Origin of the sequence: Flavobacterium sufflavum (assembly GCF_004016525.1) — a bacterium.
Taxonomy (GTDB): Bacteria; Bacteroidota; Bacteroidia; order Flavobacteriales; family Flavobacteriaceae; genus Flavobacterium; species Flavobacterium sufflavum.
Genome location: NZ_SACJ01000002.1, coordinates 272,981 through 289,883 on the forward strand (window position 1 = coordinate 272,981; position 16,903 = coordinate 289,883).

Genomic DNA, 16,903 nt, shown 5'->3' on the forward strand with positions numbered 1-16,903 from the left:
TTCTTGTGACGGTTAGCTCTCGCTCTTTTCTTTCTTTTGTGAGTCGCTACCTTATGTCTTTTTCTTTTTTTACCGCTTGGCATAGCTTGTAGATTTTATGATTAATTAATATTATTTTGCTTCGTTGTTTGTTTTTACTCCTTCTACAAAAACTTTTGCAGGTTTGAAAGCTGGAATGTTGTGTGCAGGTATTTTAATTGTAGTGTTTTTAGAGATATTTCTACCTGTTTTCTCTGCTCTTGTCTTTACGATAAAGCTACCAAAACCTCTTAAATATACATTATCTCCAGTTTCTAATGAAGTTTTTACTTCTTCCATAAAAGTCTCTACTGTTGCTTGCACATCACCTTTTTCAAGACCTAATTTTTCTGAAATTTTCGCTACGATATCTGCTTTCGTCATTTTCTTTCCTTATTTATTATTTTGTAATAATTTTTTTGAGTGTGCAAATATATGAATTTAAAAAACAATTATTCAAGCTAATTCATTAAATTTTAATTACATAAACTTTTACTTTTGTCAACAAATATTCAATGATGATTTTTCATAACTTTCTAATAAAGTGGTATTTAGAAAACAAGCGTGATTTGCCTTGGAGAAATACTACCAATCCTTACCATATTTGGCTCTCAGAAATCATGCTCCAACAGACGCGAGTTGCTCAGGGAATGCCTTATTTTTTAGCTTTTACTGCGGCTTTTCCAACCGTTTTTGATTTGGCTAATGCCGATGAAGAAAAGGTGTTGAAATTATGGCAGGGTTTGGGTTATTATTCCCGTGCCCGCAATTTGCATAAAACAGCTCAATATATAGCCTATGAATTAAGCGGAGTTTTTCCGGATAATTATAAGGACTTATTACAATTAAAAGGAGTGGGTGAGTATACGGCTGCGGCAATAGCTTCTTTCTCTTATAATGAAGCGGTGCCGGTTGTGGATGGAAATGTGTTTCGAGTGCTTTCTCGTTATTTTGATGTAGAAACCGATATTGCTTTGGCTTCCGCCAAAAAAGAATTTGCTGCTTTGGCTTTCGAATTAATGCCAAAAGACAAGCCAGCCATTTTTAATCAGGCCATAATGGAGTTTGGTGCGCTGCAATGCGTTCCTAAAAGTCCTGATTGTGGGAATTGTGTTTTTAATGATAGTTGTGCAGCATTGCAAAAGAAGAAAGTCGATCAATTGCCTGTGAAATCAAAGAAGTTGAAAGTGCGAAACAGATACTTTAATTATTTGATGCTTTCGGATGCTGAGGAGAATACTTTAATTCAGAAACGAACGGCAAAAGGAATTTGGCATAACTTATATGAGTTTCCTTTAATTGAAACTATGCAGGAAGAAGATTTTGAGTTTGTGTCGAATGCCGTTCAGCAAGAATCGTTTTTTACTAATCCTATCATAAGTATGCGTGCCTGCAACGAAAAAAGTATTGTTCATAAACTATCGCATCAACATTTACATATTAAATTTTGGAAACTAAATGTAAAAGGCGTGGTCGAAAATGGGATTACTAAGGAGGAGTTAAGGCAATATCCTTTTCCGATTGTTATTCATAATTTTATTGAAGCTAATTAAAGTCTATTTTTCTAGGGTAATTATTGATAGGATTTTTTTTATATTTATAGGCTTTAAAAAAATGCATGACACTTAATTTGAGTGGTTATTCGGAAGCTTAAAATATTAATATGAAAAAAATAGTATTACTGGTGTTTGTTTTAGCATTATTGTCTTGGAAAGGAAATCAAAAAAAGGATGTAGATGAAGAAAGTTATATCACTATTATTTTTAAAAATCCAGATATAAAAGATACTATTTTCTATAATAAGAACTTTTATGTAATTCGTGAAGATCAAATAACATATAGGTTAGAAAATAGTTTTATAGATCATAAGATTTTTGTTTCGAATAAAGAAAAGGTTGTGAGGATAAAAACTTCAAAACCAATTTATTTATATCACCAGTACTATATTCAGGATAATTATTTTAACTCTTATTGTTTTTATCCAAATGAGACATTGATATTTGAATATAAAAATGGTGTGCCTTATGTGGTGAGTCAAAAGTATAAAGAATACGATTATAATTTTGGATCGTTTTTTAATTTAAAAAATCCAACTGATACGGATGAAGGACGTTTTTTTAATAGGTTTAAGCGATATAAAAATGATCAGGAATTAACAGATGATAAAACAGCAAGAGAGCAAAGGGAAATAAAATTTATAGCTTTTTTGGATTCTTTGAAGACTAAAAAAAGCATTGGTGAGGCAGATTATAAATTGAATTTATCATATTTGAGAAATAAACAAAGGCTAAATTCTTTGAGTCCGTTAAAGCTTCTGAGTCAGTCTTATAATTTGGCTGATATTGGAAATGCTTTTTTAGTTAAAACTGCTTTTGAAAGAAAATATAAACCAAAATTGATAAGTGTTTCTGATGGGAGGATACCTGATTTTAAAGAGCTATTTGAGAATGCTGTGTCTTTAAAAATCATCAATTCGGTTAATAGAGAGTATCTGATGTTTTCGTATTTAGAAAGTTTGGCTATAAGAGGAACGAAAGAAAGTTTCTTAAAGTGTTATGCTGTTTTTGAAAAAGAAATAAAAGATGATGTTTTAAAGGGGTATTTTAAAAATAAATATGCTTTGTTTTTTGAGTTTGACAAAAATAAAAACAGCAAAGAAGTTTTGCTATTTGATAGGAATAAAGAGGAGAAGGTTTTAAAAGAGGTTGTTGGTAACTATAAAGGAAAGGTTGTTTATGTTGATTTTTGGGCAAGTTGGTGTGCTCCTTGTAGAGCTGCAATGCCAAGTTCACTTTTACTTCATGAAGAATATAAAAACAAACAAGTTGAGTTTGTTTACATATCAATAGATAATGATATTGTTAATTGGCAAAAAGCAAGCATCAAAGAAAAACTTTTGCCTTTGCAAAATAATTTTTTGGCAATAAACTATCCGCAGGCAAGCTTGTTTAAGGGGTTGATACTTAAGACTATTCCGCGTTATATTATTTTTGATAAAAATGGTCGCTTAGTTAATGATAATGCTCCAAGTCCCGATAGTAAAGATGTCAAAGTTGAATTAGATAAATATTTATTAGAGGAGTAGATTTATCTGTTTTATTTTTAGGTTTTCATTAAAATAAGTTTCCGAAAAAATGTATCTTTGGGATAGATACCATATATTAAAACGACTATGAACGGAACACTAAATAAGGTAATGCTAATAGGTCATTTGGGTGACGATGTTAAGTTGCACTATTTTGAAGCAGGCAATTGTATCGGAAGATTTCAGTTGGCAACAAATGAGGTGTACATTAATAAGACTACCAATGAGAAAATCACTTCGACTGAATGGCATAATTTAGTGGTACGCAATAAAGCGGCTGAGATATGTGAAAAATATTTGTCAAAAGGAGATAAAATTTATGTGGAGGGAAGGATTAAATCCCGTCAGTGGCAGGCAGAAGATGGTTCGATGAAGCATACTACTGAAATTCAAGTGACTGAATTTACTTTTTTAACAACTAAAAAAGATACTGAGGGCAATAAGCAAAATCAGGGTTCAGAATCCACAAAAAACACTAATTTTGACACACCAAATAAAGGCTTGCCTATCAACGACTTGCCTTTTTGATTGTTTAACTAATCTTTTTTAATTTGGACCCAGAGCCCAGTTTGAATTTCGTTTATACAGTAGATTTAGATCTATTGTTCGGTTTTGCCGGAATATTTGTATTGCTGTTTTGTTCAGCAGTAGTTTCGGGAGCCGAAGTAGCCTTGTTTTCGCTGTCGCAAAAAGATATTGATGATACGCTTCAGGAAAATCTTTCGACAGGAAAAATTCTTTCCGAGCTTTTGCAAAGACCTAAAAAACTATTGGCAACACTTCTTGTGGCTAATAATTTCATCAATATAGGAGTTGTTATTCTGTTCTCTTTTATTGGTTCCGATTTGTTTGCGGCAGTTACTTCGCCTGCATTGAAATTTATTTTTGAAGTTATCGTTGTGACTTTCTTATTGTTGCTTTTTGGGGAGGTGATGCCTAAAGTATATGCAAGTAGAAACAATGTGAAATTTGCTAAAAGAATAGCTTATCCTATATCGGTTTTGGATAATTTACTTTCGCCAATTAGCATTCCAATGCGTGGGGCTACAGTTTATTTACATAATAAATTAGGGAAGCAGAAAACTAATTTTTCGGTTGACCAATTGTCTCAGGCTTTGGAACTTACAGCAACCGATGAAACTTCTACTGATGAGCAAAAAATATTAGAAGGTATTGTTTCTTTTGGAAATACCGATACTAAGCAGGTTATGAGTCCTAGAATTGATATTTTTGCTTTGGAAATTACAGCCTCTTTCAGTGAAATATATGCTAAGATTTTAGAAAAAGGCTATTCGAGAATTCCGGTATATCGGGATAATATTGATCAGATAGAAGGCGTTTTGTTTATCAAAGATTTGCTGCCTCATATTGATAAGGAGCAATTTGACTGGACAACTTTAATCCGAGAACCGTTTTTTGTGCCTGAAAATAAAAAATTGGATAATTTGTTAAAAGATTTCCAGTCTATGAAAAGTCATCTTGCTATTGTGGTGGATGAATATGGAGGGACATCGGGTTTAGTTTCTCTCGAAGATGTAATCGAAGAAATAGTAGGGGATATTAGTGATGAATTTGACGATGAGGATATCAATTTTTCTCAAATAGATGATAAAAATTATCTTTTTGAAGGTAAAATTAACCTGAAAGATTTCTATCGAATTGTTGATGTTGACGAAGAAATATTTGAAGAGAAAAAAGGGGAGGCAGAGACTTTAGCGGGATTTATTTTGGAGATTTCAGGAAATTTCCCGGCCAAAGGACAAAAGATTGCTTTCGAGAATTGTCTATTTACCATTGAGGTTGTAGATAAAAAACGTATCAAACAGATAAAAGTTACTATTGATGTTTAATTTAAAATGTGCCAATAAAAAATACAATTGCAATGCATCGTTTTTTGTGATTGTGTTTTTAAGTTTAATGTTGTTTTCAAGTTGTAAAAATGATGTTTTGCCTAAACCGTCGAGTTATTTGCGATTGGATTATCCAATAGCTGAATATGCGCATTTTGAAAACAAATGTCCTTTTACTTTTGAGATGAATTCAAAAGCGATCATAAAAGGGGAAAAGGATTGTGGTTTTACGATTACTTATCCAAAGATGAAAGCGACCATTTATTTGACCTATAAGCCAGTAAATAACGATATCAATAAATTATTGCGTGATGCTCAAAAACTGACTTTTGAACATGTAATAAAAGCCGATGATATTTTAGAACAACCCTATTTGAATCAGCAAAGGAAGGTGTACGGAATGTTTTATCAGGTTGATGGAAATGCTGCAACTAACTCACAGTTTTATGCTACCGACAGCACGAAGCATTTTTTAACGGCTTCGGTTTACTTTTATGCCAAACCTAATTTTGATTCGATTATGCCTGCGGCCAGTTATATTAAAAACGATATGCAGCATTTGATGGAAACTTTAACTTGGAAGTAATTTTTATATAAAATTTACACTTTAAATACTTTTGTTATAAAAAGGTAAGCATATTTCACCGCGAACAACCGAAAAAGTTTTTAGGTTGTTCTTTTATTCATTCTGACGTTATTCCTTTATAAAATTTTTATTAATCATGATTTTTAATGGCGTAAAATTATTTTGAAGGTTTTTTCTTGTATATTAGGGTGCTTTTTAGAAGCAAACAAAACCATAAATAATTTATGAAATACATTACGCTTTTTTCTTTAGCATTAATATTATTGCTTTTTATTTTGTTTTGGTCATTGAAGAATAAAAAACATATTAAAGATTTTAATAGTCAAGATGTGTATGCTAAAGGAAGTACATTTAGGTATTATTTTATTTTAATACTTTTAATAGCAGCTTTGATATGTGCGCTTTATGCACAATTGATGAATTTTACAATTAATGATTAAGCAGTTTTGTATTAATTAGATTTGATAAAAAAGGAACGACATGGTACAAAGATTAATAATGAAAAGAGGATTTCAATTGCTTTTGTTTCTCCTTGTAGTTACTAGCATGCAATCGCAAAGCTATTTGGATGAATATGATCAATTATTTGTTAAAGAAGCTAAAATAATTAATTATCATCGGCCAGATAATTATTTCTATATAAGACCTGTTTCTTCTTATTTTGAAATATACCCAACCATTCAGCAGAGTCAATGTAATATTTCTATGATAAATGGTGATAATCAGATTATGATTACTGTCGCAATGATTCCTTACCCTAAAGGTAACACTAGGGCACAAAAATATTTAATTGCTACTGAAGATTTGAATCGTCCTCATGAAAAGTGGTTGTCTTCAGAAATGGATACTCGTTTATCAAAGTTGATTTATATTGATGCCCCCCACATAAAAAAAATGAATGCAAATAGAGGTTATCTATATAATTTAAAAGTTAGAAAAAACTTATATCTAGGGATTTATCCAAGATGTAAAAAATTAATTGTTTATAAAGATAATGTTGGTAGAGTTGAAATACTGTTTTTTTACAAATATGGTCAAGACGATATAGTTAAGCAAGAAATTGAGAAAACATGGGGGATGTTGAAATTTAAATAATCTTTGGTTTGTGGATAATCCTTTTGTTTAAAATTTACGCCTAACTTAATGGTTTGTTTGTACTTCATAGGTTTGGCAGATTTTTTTCTTTAAAAAAAGAAACTTATCTCGTCAAAATTGTACAATTTTGACAAAAAATTAAAGCTTTGGAATCAAAACAGTTGAAGTGGATTTATTTATTGGTTCTTGCCTTAATTTGGGGGAGTTCGTTTATCTTGATAAAAAAGGGATTAGTTGGATTGTCTGCTATTCAGGTAGGTTCGTTGCGAATTATTTTTGCTTCCTTTTTTCTGTTGATTATTGGATTTAAAAGTCTGAAGCTTATCCCGAAGTTAAAGTGGAAATACATTGCCATTACCGCTCTTTTCGGAACTTTTTTTCCGGCTTTTCTATTTGCTATTGCCCAAACGGAATTAGATAGTTCGGTAACTTCGATTCTAAATTCATTGACGCCATTGAATACATTGGCAATAGGAGTGTTATTTTTTGGAATTGGTTTCCAGAGGAAACAGCTTTGGGGTTTGTTAATTGGGCTTTTAGGTAGTTTGCTTTTGGTTTATAATGGTGCGCAAAATAATCCCGAACAAAATTATTATTATGCTTTGTTGATTATCCTGGCTTCTTTTAGTTATGCTACCAATGTTAATTTGATAAAAAGACATTTGTCTGACGTAAGTCCTGTAAGTATAACGACCGGGAATTTTGTGGTGCTTTTGATTCCTGCGATACTTATTTTGGTCTTTTCAGGTTTCCCGGAACAAATTCATTTGGAGAAAACCCAAAAATCAGTTTGTTTTATTTTGATTCTAGGTGTCTTAGGAACAGGGATTGCCAATATTCTTTTCTTTAAATTAATACAAATTGCTTCTCCTGTTTTTGCTGCATCAGTAACTTATTTGATTCCTGTTATAGCACTGTTTTGGGGATTATTAGATAACGAAATACTAACGCTCGTTCAGTTTTTTGGCGCTTTTGTTATTTTAATCGGTGTTTATTTGAGTGCGAGAAAATAGATTGTCGTGCTTGTGATTAGTTAGGAAACATGGAAGACGTATGAGTTTTTTTACCACAAATTCACAAAATTTATTTTATGGTTTTGCGAATTTGCGGTTATTTTAAATTTTAATAGGTTTGTTTGCTAGAACTTAGGTTTTTCAACAGGATTACCGTATTTGTCAAAATAGGAAATAGGGATGTTGAGCTTTTCTAATCCCGGGATGACTTCTTTTCCTTTGCCTACAATAACTATTCGGCTATTGTCTATTAGGAAATATTTGTTGGCAGCAGCCAGTACATCTTCTTTAGTGACAGCGTTGATAGTTTTAATGTAGTTTTCGTAGAAATCAGCCGGTAAATCTTCTATTTTAGTGTTTAGGGCGTATCGGGCAACCGATTCAGGTTTTTCGGCTTTCATTACAAATCGGCCAATGTAACCTGCTTTTGCATTATTAAGCTGTTCAGTGGTTACTTTTTCGGTTCTTATTTTTTTGATTTCTTTGATGAATTCTACCACAGCACTATCGGTTACATTGTTTTTTATAGCCGATGCTGATCTTATACTGGTTACATATTTTCCTGCGCCCATGTTAGTGCTGGCACCATAAGTCCATCCGTGAGCTTCTCTTAGATTCATGTTGAGGTAGCTGTTAAAACCTCCGCCTAAAATGTAACTGGCAATTACGGCAGGGAAAAAATCCTTGTCGTTCATTTTTAGCTTATAAGTGTTTACCAAAGAAATCTCAGATTGAACCGCATTAGGAACATCGATAAAGTTAATTTGGGTTGTTACGTTTTCTGGGTCGGGATAAAGAGTTTTAGTGATGTTTACTTTTTTCCAGGAACCAAAAAGTTGCTCCACCAGTGGTTTTATTTCGTTGTATTTAATATCGCCTACAATTGCTAAATAGGCATTTTGAGGAACAAAATTATTGGCGTAATTTTTTATAACATCTTCCAGAGTGATATTCGATAAGGTTTCTTCGGTAGTGAATTCGCCTGAAGGATGGTTTTTTCCATAAGCAAGTGTATTCACCATTCTGTTAGCAATAGCCGAAGCACTTTTTTCCTGAGAGCGCAATCCTTCTATTAGTTTTGCTTTTTCTTTGTTTAATTCTTCCTGCGTGAAATTAGGGTCTAATGCGCCGAAGGATAAAAGTTCTAAGGTGCGTTTTGAAAATTTTGAAAGTGAGCTGGCATAGGCACTGCTGGAGCTAAACTCCATTGTGGCTCCCATGAAATCCACTTCTTCATTAAAGTCTTCTTTAGATATTTTAGTGCTTCCGTTTCCTAATAGATTGCTACATAATTCGTCAACCCCTTTTTTGTTTCCTTCGGCAAAAGGCGGATTGTCGATGGTAAGGTTAAAGGTTACTTTAGGTAATTTATGATTTTCGACAATCATTACCGTAAGTCCGTTAGCTAAGATGAAACTTTGCGGTTTTTTTATGTTAACTACTGGTGGTTTTCCGGGGGTGGGCTGTTTGCGTTCTTGTGCTTGCATGATTGCGGAGACTAATATTATAATGAATAGTATGCTTGATTTTTTCATGATTCGAAATAGCTTAGTTTTCGTTCTTTTCAGGGCTAGGAATATAATCCAGTATCAGTCGCTGATTAGGATTCAGGTATTTTTTGGCAACAGCTCTAATTTCTTCTCTTGTGATAGAATGATAAATGTCGATATCGGTATTGATGAGGTTGATATCGCCATAAAGCAAATAGTATTTGGCTAAATTTTCGGCTATTCCTTCTACATTTGAGTTTTGATTGACATATTGATTCTCAAATTGGTTCAATAGTTTTTGATAATCTTTTTCAGAAATCAAATCCGTTTGGATTTTTACAATTTCTTCGTCTATTTCTTTAAGCAAATCATTGGTGGTGTAGTTTGTCATTGGCAAACCATATATAATGTACATGCCATAGTCTTCTTCGTTAAAACCTACCGCGCCAATTTGCAGGGCTTTTTTCTTGTCGTCCACTATTTTTTTATAAAGTTTAGAACTTTTCCCATCGCTTAGATATGAAGAAATGAAATCCAAAACGCGGGCATCTCTTGTTTTCATTGATGGAGTTCTGTAAGCAGTCACAAGCATCGGGATTTGAATGTTTGGATCAATGTGAGTTGCTTTTATAGTTTCGGTTATTGGTTTTTCAACAAATGTTTCTTTTTTTATTGCTGCTCCTTTTTTGATAGGTCCAAAATAGTTTTGAATCCATTCTTTGGCTTGTTTTTGTTCAAAATCTCCGGCAACTACCAGAACAGCGTTGTTTGGAACATAGAATTTTTCGTTAAAGGCTTTGAAATCTTCTAGTTTTGCTGAGTTTAAATGTTCTGTAGAACCTATTGTTGTCCATCGATAAGGATGGTTGAAGAATAAGTTTTCTTTAACAGCTTCAATTATTTTTCCGTAAGGTTGGTTGTCGTAACGCGAATTTTTCTCTTCCTTGATTACTCCTTTTTGAGTGTCAACCCCAATTTGATTAATTACCGGATGCATTAATCTTTCTGATTCCATCCAAAGAGCTAGTTCCAGATTATTGGAAGGAAAAACTTCGTAATAATAGGTACGGTCATCTGAAGTATTGGCGTTATTAACTCCTCCATTAGCGGTAACAATTTTGAACCATTCGCCTCTTTTAATATTCTGGGTGCCTTCGAATAATAAATGTTCGAAAAAATGGGCAAAACCGGTTTTGTTTGGGTTTTCGTCTTTAGAGCCTACATGATACATAACCGAAGTGATTACTACAGGGGCGCTGTTGTCCTGATGTAAGATAACATGCATGCCGTTGTCTAAATCATATTCTTCGAAAGCTATTTTTTGAGCTGTGGCTACACCACCAAGTAAAAGCGCAGTACTAATTGCCATTATTGTTTTTTTCATATAAGATTAATAAAAAATAAGGTTGCAATACTTAATGAGTAATATTGTTACCTCAAAAATACTTTTTTTTAGTATTGTTTCTATAGTAGAACTTTTTTTAACAAAAATATAAGTCGAATTCTGATTTTAATCAGTTGATAATAAGTGAAAAACAGATTGAATTATTTTTTTAAATTTAGTGATTGCGTGATAAAAAAATAATTGTATATTTGCAACCTTAAAAATCAATAAATCAATTTGGTATGTATGCAATCGTAGAGATAGCAGGGCAACAATTCAAAGTAAGCAAAGACTTAAAGGTTTATGTTCACCGTTTAGCTAGTGAAGAAGGTTCAAAAATTTCTTTTGACAAAGTTCTTTTATTAGATGACAATGGGAATGTAACTTTGGGCGCCCCAGCTATAGAAGGTGCTTCAGTAGAAGCTAAAGTGTTACAACACTTAAAAGGAGATAAAGTTATCGTTTTCAAAAAGAAAAGAAGAAAAGGGTACAAAAAGAGAAATGGTCACAGACAATATCTTACTCAAATTGTAATTGAAGGTATTACTGCAGCAGGTGCTAAAAAAGCGGCTTCTAAAAAAGCAGCAGTTGAAGCAACTACAGAAGAAGTTGAAGCTCCAAAGAAAAAAGTAGCTAAAGCTAAAAAAGAAGATACTCAAGAATAATAACAATATTAAAACTAAAACATCATGGCTCACAAGAAAGGTGTCGGTAGTTCTAAGAATGGTAGAGAATCAGAATCAAAACGTTTAGGTGTTAAGATTTTTGGAGGACAAGCTGCTATCGCAGGGAACATCATCGTAAGACAAAGAGGTTCAAAACACAATCCAGGTGAAAATGTTTACATCAGTAAAGATCACACCCTACATGCAAAAGTAGATGGAGTTGTTAAGTTCCAAAAGAAAAGAGATAACAAATCATACGTTTCAATCCTTCCATTCGAAGTAGAAGCTTAATTGATTTTCTCAATTTATTTTAAAACCTGTTAGCTTAGCTAGCAGGTTTTTTTGTGCCTAAAGTGTGTAAATGGTGGTTTTTCGGCGATTTATAGCGCATCTGATTACGGCTCAGAAGGTTACTGGTTTGAATCCAGTCGAGGTCACATTTAAGTTATTAAGTTAAAAATGGTTTCTGATACATCAGGATTTTAAAGTGTATTGATGAAGATGCCTCTCGACTCCGCTCGAGGTGACAATAGCTGTTATTTTAGATTGCTTTTTTTAGAATAGATATTCTAGTGATATTATGAATTTTTCCATTTCAATAGCTACAAATAACAAATCCCCTTGTTTAATAAAACAAGGGGATTTGTTGTTTAAAATTGAATTAATAATTGCGTTGATTAGTCCATCATTCTTTGGCCGCCACCGCCAAAGCCACCGCCACCGCCGCCAAATCCTTCAGGGCGTTCGCCTCTATCCATTCCTTCCATATTTCGGTTGTTTCTTCCAGGGGGTCTTTTCATTCCTGAGAAGTTCTGAATTTTGTAAGTCAAAGAGAACATGGCATAACGTCTTAAAACGGTGTTTTCGCTATCAGTAACCGATGTAGCCGAAATGCTTCTTGAGATACTTTGATTTTGGTTTAAAACGTCATATACTTTTACTTTAGCAATAAATGTTTTGTTTAAGAAAGTATAAGATAAACTGGTGTTCCATAAGTAATAACTTGGATTGTTAGAATTATAAGTGTATCCAAAGTCGTTACCCCAAATCCAGTTGGTTGGCCAGTAGCTTGTAGTTTGCAGATTGATTCTGTGAACCACATTCGATCTGGATTTTAAAGAACTAATGTCGTATTGCGTTTCGTTATATGAGAAATTGTAAGAAGGAGCTACAGTAAAAAATTCTCCGTAATCATAATTAAGATAAAGTCTAGGTGAAATTCCCATAGATTTGGCACCGTATAAAACCATATTGGTAAACCCTTTTTCAAACCTGTAATTAGCGCTTAAAGCTATACCATAACGCAATAAATTAGATTCCTGTTTGATGGATCTGTTCCAGCTACCACCTCCTGATAAGGAGTAAGTTCCTGATATGTTTTCATAGGAAGTTGTACGACTATTATCAGGGTTATAAACAGCAGTGCTAATGATGTCGTTGTTGTTGTAGTTACCATTAAGGAAGAGATTATATCCAGAACGGGTTTGGAAATTAAAATTTCTATAGTTAATGCTGGCAGTATGTGTTTCGGTAGGTAGTAAATCGGGGTTTCCTGTAACTGTATTTAAGGTATTAGATACGTTTTGGATAGGAAGTAATTGATTAGCCGATGGAAGCGATTGGTCGTAATTATATCTTAAAGTGAAAAATTTCGAACGATCTACTCTGTATCTAATTTGTGCACTTCCGTTAGGTAGGACATATTTCTTATTTAAATCAGTTGCTTCCCCTTGGTAAAAAGCATGATTGTCGTATTGTAAAATAGATGTAGAGGAATTGATGTCAAATGTAAATTTGTTTTTTTGTAAACGAATACCAGCTTTTGGAACAATGCTGTTTTGTTTAGAAGTCAAATAGGTAGTTTGGTCTTCATTTAAATCAGTATATACATTGTTTCCTATGTCGTCATAGGTTTTGTTATCGTTGATGTTGTTTTGGAAGTTGTATTCCATACCAACTTTAAAACGAATTGAATCAGTAACAGGTTCGGTATATTCAATTTCGGCAGAATAAGAGTCGCTAATGCTGTTGCTTTTAGTGTTTTGATCTCGTTTAACGAATCTGTTTGTAGCGTAGAAATTTGTTTCAGATTCGATAAAATTATTCGAACTTGAATTGTTGTTATTATTATTAAATACAAAGCTTAAATTTCTTGCTTTCTTTTCGAATGATTTATTAAAATTAATTGAATTGCTAAAGCTGTTTGATTCACTTTTGTTAGCTGATTTTGAGAAAGCATCGTTAACTAAAGTGTTATCTGTTAAATTAGTACTACTGCTATTGGATTCAGGATTGCTTTCTGAAGTAGAAGTGCTAAATTTTGGCGAAACAAATAATCGTATGCTTGGCGATATTTTGTATTCTAATTCTACATTGGCTTTGTTGCTGCTGTTTCTGCTATCAGTTTTTGAGTCAGAAATATTATTGTAAAAAATACCGTCAGGTCTTAACTCGGTGGAGTTAGAGTGGCTTTTGTTTTCGGTATGGGCATCCGAATAATTATAGCTGGCATTCGTTTGAAAATCTTTGAATAATTCGTCAGAATAGTTAAATCCTAATAGATTTGATGTGGTAATTCCATTGGCCTGGCTTCTGTTAACAGTTGTTCCACGGCTATTTCTACCGCCACCCATATTGTCAAATACTTCGTCTTGGGAAAACCCCTGAGCATTAATGTTGTTAGAAGAACCTAAAAGGCTTATTTTTTGGTTATTATTAAATAAGTTTACTATAAAGCTGGATTCATAACGGTCGTCAGTACCGTATCCACCAAGGAATTTTCCAAAATATCCTTTGTTTTTATCGTCGTCAATGGTTAAGTTGATACTGGCATTGTCAGATGCTGCCTGATCTTTAGAATATTCTTCTTTTTTGGTTTTAAAATCAGAAACCTGAACTTTATTGATTATTTCGGCAGGAAGATTTTTTAATGCCATAGCCCCATCGCGGTCAAAGAAGGGCTTTCCGTTTACCAATACTTGAGTAACTTCTTTACCGTTAGCGGTAATTTTTCCATCACTGTCTACTTCTAGTCCCGGAAGCTGTTTTAATAGAGCTTCGACGTTAGCATCAGGACGAACTTTGAATAAAGAAGCCTTGAATTCGATTGTATCGTTTTTAATTCGTATAGGTGGATCTTCAGCTTTTACTTTAACTTCCTTAAGGGTATTTACTGATTCGGCAAGATAGATGTTGTTGAAATCTTTATTGGTATTAATCTCTTTTTGCTCTTCAGCAAAGGTTTCAAATCCCATATAGGTTACTTTTAAAAATACCGGTTTTTCATTTTTTTTAACTGCAAAATTGAAATTTCCGTTTTTATCTGTTAAAGTATATTCCAATATAGTGGAATCTTTAACCGTACTGATATATACAGTAGCGGATTCTAATGGAAGCTGGTTGTTTAAATTAAGTACTTTTCCTTTTAAGATATAATTGCTTTGTGCAGATGCATAAAACGAAAAAGCAAGAAAAAACAGAAATGATAAATATTTACTCATAATAATTTGGTTAAACTTAACATAAGATGTTAATTACAACCAAAGGTTTAATAGGAAGTGTAAAATTTATATTTATTTTTAAGAGCTAGATTGAGAATTGTTTTATTTAATTCTGGAGCTGGTAATTTTTATGTCAGATGTGGCCCAGCTTTTGGCTATTTTGTTACTTATTTCTTTTGCCAAATTTTGTTCGCCTAGTTTTTCATAAGCTAGTTTTAGTCCATGTTGTGCCCATCCATTATTAGGGAATTGTTTTAAATCTTTTTGATAAGTCGAAATAGCTGCTTTGTATTTTTTAGCTTCTATTTGGACTGCCCCCAAATGATGTCGTACAGAGAAAAACCAGTCTGGTGGTTCGTTATAATTTAATTTGTCTTCAATAGAAACTGCTTTTTCAAGTATTGGGATGCTTTGTTCATATTTTTGTTCAGATGCGAATAGCTCTCCTTTTAAAACGTTACTTGCTATTTGTAGAATATCATACATTGAATTAATTCCCCAAATGGTCATTTTTTTCATTGAAGGATCATTGGTTAAGATTTCGAGTTTTGCTAATTCTAATTTAGCTTTTACAAAATCTTTTTTTCCTAGATATGCCATTCCTTTTGCATAATGAGAAATGGCTAAAGGGTATTTTAAGGTGTCTGATACTAATTTCATTTTTAGGATTTCATCCCATTTACCAAATTTAACAGCTACAAAATAAGGGATAACATAGTAATGCTGCAATGTTGACCATCCTGGTTCTGTCATTGTTTTAGGGTGAACCAATTTTGCTGTTTGTTTTGCAGCATGCATTGCCCATTTGTAATTACCTTCTAATGTGGCACAGGCGGCCATAAAATGATAATTGTGCGGGTAATATCCCAAAGGATAAGCACCCTGAGCATGACACATGGTTACGTAATTACTGTCTATTTTTACAGCGTTAATGTTAGCTATTGTGCCTTTGTGATATTCTCCAGTTCTAATATAAATGTGGGAAGGCATGTGAGTTAGATGCCCAGAGGCAGGGGCTAATCCTTTATCAAAAAGGTTTGCTGAGGTGTTGCCTCTTTCAGGAGTAAAAGAAGCTTCAACGGCATGAATGTAAAAATGATTGGCGCCAATGTGTTTTGGATTCTGTTTTAATACTTTTTCTAAGATTGAATCGATTTCAGGAGTCCATTTTTTAGGAGTTCCTTTTTTGTTGTATAAATCCCAAGGATGTAAATCCATTATCGACTCGGCATAAATGGTTGCGATGTCATTGTCTTCAGGATATTTTTTGAAAACCTCTTTCATTGCCTTGGAATAAGCAATGTCTAATTGACTTCTGTTCTCTACAGGTTTTGCAGTGTATCTTTTGGCTAATGCAATGATTAATACTTTCTCTTTTTCAGTAGCCATATTAGAAAGTTTTATGGCTTGTTGGATAGCATTATAAGCTCTTTCATAATTGTCAGGTTCCATGCCTGCATTATAATTGGGGCCAAGTACATAAGCATATCCCCAAAAACACATAGCACATTGAGGGTCTAATTTTGTAGCATAATAAAAGGAACGGGCTGCTTCTGCATGGTTGAAACCGTAAGCCAGAGCTAATCCTTGGTTGAAATATTTTTGTGCTTCGATATTTTTAGTGCTTATCGTATAGTCAATAATATCCATTCCGTCAAAAAGTGGTGCTTTATTGTCGGATTCAAACCATTTGGCATCTGTTGTTGCAGGAGCGCAACCATAGCTATTTTTGCCTGCAAGTGGTTTCTTTTGTTCTGGAGTTGTCTTTTTACAGGAAAAAAACAGGATACAAATGATTAAGATTATTTTCGGAATATTTCTCATAATAATCTGGATTTAAGTCTGTTAAAATTAATTCAAATATGTTTAAATTCAAATTATTATGAGATGTTATTTTGTTTGCTTGAGTTCGAGATGATTTATATTGAATTGTATAGATTTTTTAGTAGTAAAAAAAGGGATATTAATATGCCTATTATTAAGAAAGATATAATTCTTCTGTTTAACATGCGTCCCCATATCGTTAGTTCTTCAGATTGTTTTAATTTCTGAATAAATCTTTTATAGCCCAAAAGTAGTAGGCAAAGTGTTGTAAGGATTAAAAAGTTTATAAGCATTTGTCAGATTATTATTTGCTAAATTAATAAATAAAGCTTCTTAGAGGAATAAAAAAACCCTCACATTACTGTAAGGGTTTTGAAAATATAGGGAGATTGC

The 16,903-nt window shown here is 33.0% G+C and carries 15 protein-coding genes; 10 read left to right on the forward strand and 5 right to left on the reverse strand.

Annotation, left to right across the window (positions count from 1 at the left end; genetic code table 11):
• Nucleotides 1-111: 111 nt before the first annotated feature.
• On the reverse strand, nt 112-402 hold the full coding sequence (locus EOD40_RS04100) for an HU family DNA-binding protein (protein ID WP_007805026.1): 291 nt from the start codon (nt 400-402) through the stop codon (nt 112-114).
• A gap of 134 nt (nt 403-536) precedes the next feature.
• Here EOD40_RS04100 and mutY point away from each other — a divergent pair, with 134 nt between their 5' ends.
• The 8 genes from mutY (at nt 537) to EOD40_RS04140 (ending at nt 7,647) form a co-directional block, all read left to right on the forward strand.
• Nucleotides 537-1,571, forward strand: coding sequence for an A/G-specific adenine glycosylase (gene mutY / locus EOD40_RS04105; protein ID WP_128193943.1), 1,035 nt, complete (start codon nt 537-539; stop codon nt 1,569-1,571).
• Between the two features lie 110 nt (nt 1,572-1,681).
• Nucleotides 1,682-3,103, forward strand: a complete 1,422-nt coding sequence (locus EOD40_RS04110; RefSeq protein WP_128193631.1) for a TlpA family protein disulfide reductase — start codon at nt 1,682-1,684, stop codon at nt 3,101-3,103.
• Nucleotides 3,104-3,190: 87 nt separating this feature from the next.
• On the forward strand, nt 3,191-3,631 hold the full coding sequence (locus EOD40_RS04115; RefSeq protein ID WP_128193632.1) for a single-stranded DNA-binding protein: 441 nt from the start codon (nt 3,191-3,193) through the stop codon (nt 3,629-3,631).
• Between the two features lie 23 nt (nt 3,632-3,654).
• The gene (locus EOD40_RS04120; protein ID WP_128193633.1) at nt 3,655-4,953 is read left to right on the forward strand and encodes a gliding motility-associated protein GldE; all 1,299 of its coding nucleotides are present in this window, start codon (nt 3,655-3,657) and stop codon (nt 4,951-4,953) included.
• Nucleotides 4,954-5,020: 67 nt separating this feature from the next.
• Complete coding sequence (gldD, locus tag EOD40_RS04125) at nt 5,021-5,539, forward strand: gliding motility lipoprotein GldD (protein WP_231129582.1); 519 nt, start codon at nt 5,021-5,023, stop codon at nt 5,537-5,539.
• A gap of 224 nt (nt 5,540-5,763) precedes the next feature.
• Nucleotides 5,764-5,979, forward strand: coding sequence for a hypothetical protein (locus EOD40_RS04130; protein WP_128193635.1), 216 nt, complete (start codon nt 5,764-5,766; stop codon nt 5,977-5,979).
• Nucleotides 5,980-6,019: 40 nt separating this feature from the next.
• On the forward strand, nt 6,020-6,634 hold the full coding sequence (locus EOD40_RS04135; protein WP_128193636.1) for a hypothetical protein: 615 nt from the start codon (nt 6,020-6,022) through the stop codon (nt 6,632-6,634).
• 146 nt (nt 6,635-6,780) lie between these two features.
• Nucleotides 6,781-7,647 carry a DMT family transporter gene (locus EOD40_RS04140; protein ID WP_128193637.1) on the forward strand — a complete coding sequence of 289 codons (867 nt, stop codon included), beginning with the start codon at nt 6,781-6,783 and terminating at the stop codon, nt 7,645-7,647.
• Between the two features lie 125 nt (nt 7,648-7,772).
• On the opposite strand, the gene EOD40_RS04145 is transcribed toward EOD40_RS04140, so the two are convergent.
• Nucleotides 7,773-9,182, reverse strand: a complete 1,410-nt coding sequence (locus EOD40_RS04145) for a M16 family metallopeptidase (protein WP_231129576.1) — start codon at nt 9,180-9,182, stop codon at nt 7,773-7,775.
• Nucleotides 9,183-9,195: 13 nt separating this feature from the next.
• Nucleotides 9,196-10,521, reverse strand: coding sequence for a M16 family metallopeptidase (locus EOD40_RS04150; protein ID WP_128193638.1), 1,326 nt, complete (start codon nt 10,519-10,521; stop codon nt 9,196-9,198).
• A gap of 242 nt (nt 10,522-10,763) precedes the next feature.
• Between EOD40_RS04150 and rplU the strand changes: the two genes are divergently transcribed.
• On the forward strand, nt 10,764-11,186 hold the full coding sequence (rplU, locus tag EOD40_RS04155) for a 50S ribosomal protein L21 (protein ID WP_128193639.1): 423 nt from the start codon (nt 10,764-10,766) through the stop codon (nt 11,184-11,186).
• 24 nt (nt 11,187-11,210) lie between these two features.
• Complete coding sequence (gene rpmA, locus EOD40_RS04160; protein WP_128193640.1) at nt 11,211-11,477, forward strand: 50S ribosomal protein L27; 267 nt, start codon at nt 11,211-11,213, stop codon at nt 11,475-11,477.
• Between the two features lie 386 nt (nt 11,478-11,863).
• Here rpmA and EOD40_RS04165 read toward each other — a convergent pair whose 3' ends face one another.
• Together EOD40_RS04165 and EOD40_RS04170 are read right to left on the reverse strand one after the other, a co-directional pair.
• Entirely contained in the window at nt 11,864-14,686 is a 2,823-nt protein-coding gene (locus tag EOD40_RS04165; RefSeq protein WP_128193641.1) for an outer membrane beta-barrel protein, read from the reverse strand.
• A gap of 102 nt (nt 14,687-14,788) precedes the next feature.
• Nucleotides 14,789-16,510, reverse strand: coding sequence for a tetratricopeptide repeat protein (locus tag EOD40_RS04170; RefSeq protein ID WP_128193642.1), 1,722 nt, complete (start codon nt 16,508-16,510; stop codon nt 14,789-14,791).
• Nucleotides 16,511-16,903 lie beyond the last annotated feature (393 nt).

Excerpts from the sequence above, each read along its gene's own strand:
- EOD40_RS04100 (WP_007805026.1), bottom strand. The coding sequence starts at position 402 with ATGACGAAAGCAGATATCGTAGCGAAAATTTCAGAAAAATTAGGTCTT.
- mutY (WP_128193943.1), top strand. The coding sequence starts at position 537 with ATGATTTTTCATAACTTTCTAATAAAGTGGTATTTAGAAAACAAGCGT.
- EOD40_RS04110 (WP_128193631.1), top strand. The coding sequence starts at position 1,682 with ATGAAAAAAATAGTATTACTGGTGTTTGTTTTAGCATTATTGTCTTGG.
- EOD40_RS04115 (WP_128193632.1), top strand. The coding sequence starts at position 3,191 with ATGAACGGAACACTAAATAAGGTAATGCTAATAGGTCATTTGGGTGAC.
- gldD (WP_231129582.1), top strand. The coding sequence starts at position 5,021 with ATGTTGTTTTCAAGTTGTAAAAATGATGTTTTGCCTAAACCGTCGAGT.
- EOD40_RS04130 (WP_128193635.1), top strand. The coding sequence starts at position 5,764 with ATGAAATACATTACGCTTTTTTCTTTAGCATTAATATTATTGCTTTTT.
- EOD40_RS04135 (WP_128193636.1), top strand. The coding sequence starts at position 6,020 with ATGGTACAAAGATTAATAATGAAAAGAGGATTTCAATTGCTTTTGTTT.
- EOD40_RS04145 (WP_231129576.1), bottom strand. The coding sequence starts at position 9,182 with ATGAAAAAATCAAGCATACTATTCATTATAATATTAGTCTCCGCAATC.
- EOD40_RS04150 (WP_128193638.1), bottom strand. The coding sequence starts at position 10,521 with ATGAAAAAAACAATAATGGCAATTAGTACTGCGCTTTTACTTGGTGGT.
- rplU (WP_128193639.1), top strand. The coding sequence starts at position 10,764 with ATGTATGCAATCGTAGAGATAGCAGGGCAACAATTCAAAGTAAGCAAA.
- rpmA (WP_128193640.1), top strand. The coding sequence starts at position 11,211 with ATGGCTCACAAGAAAGGTGTCGGTAGTTCTAAGAATGGTAGAGAATCA.
- EOD40_RS04165 (WP_128193641.1), bottom strand. The coding sequence starts at position 14,686 with ATGAGTAAATATTTATCATTTCTGTTTTTTCTTGCTTTTTCGTTTTAT.
- EOD40_RS04170 (WP_128193642.1), bottom strand. The coding sequence starts at position 16,510 with ATGAGAAATATTCCGAAAATAATCTTAATCATTTGTATCCTGTTTTTT.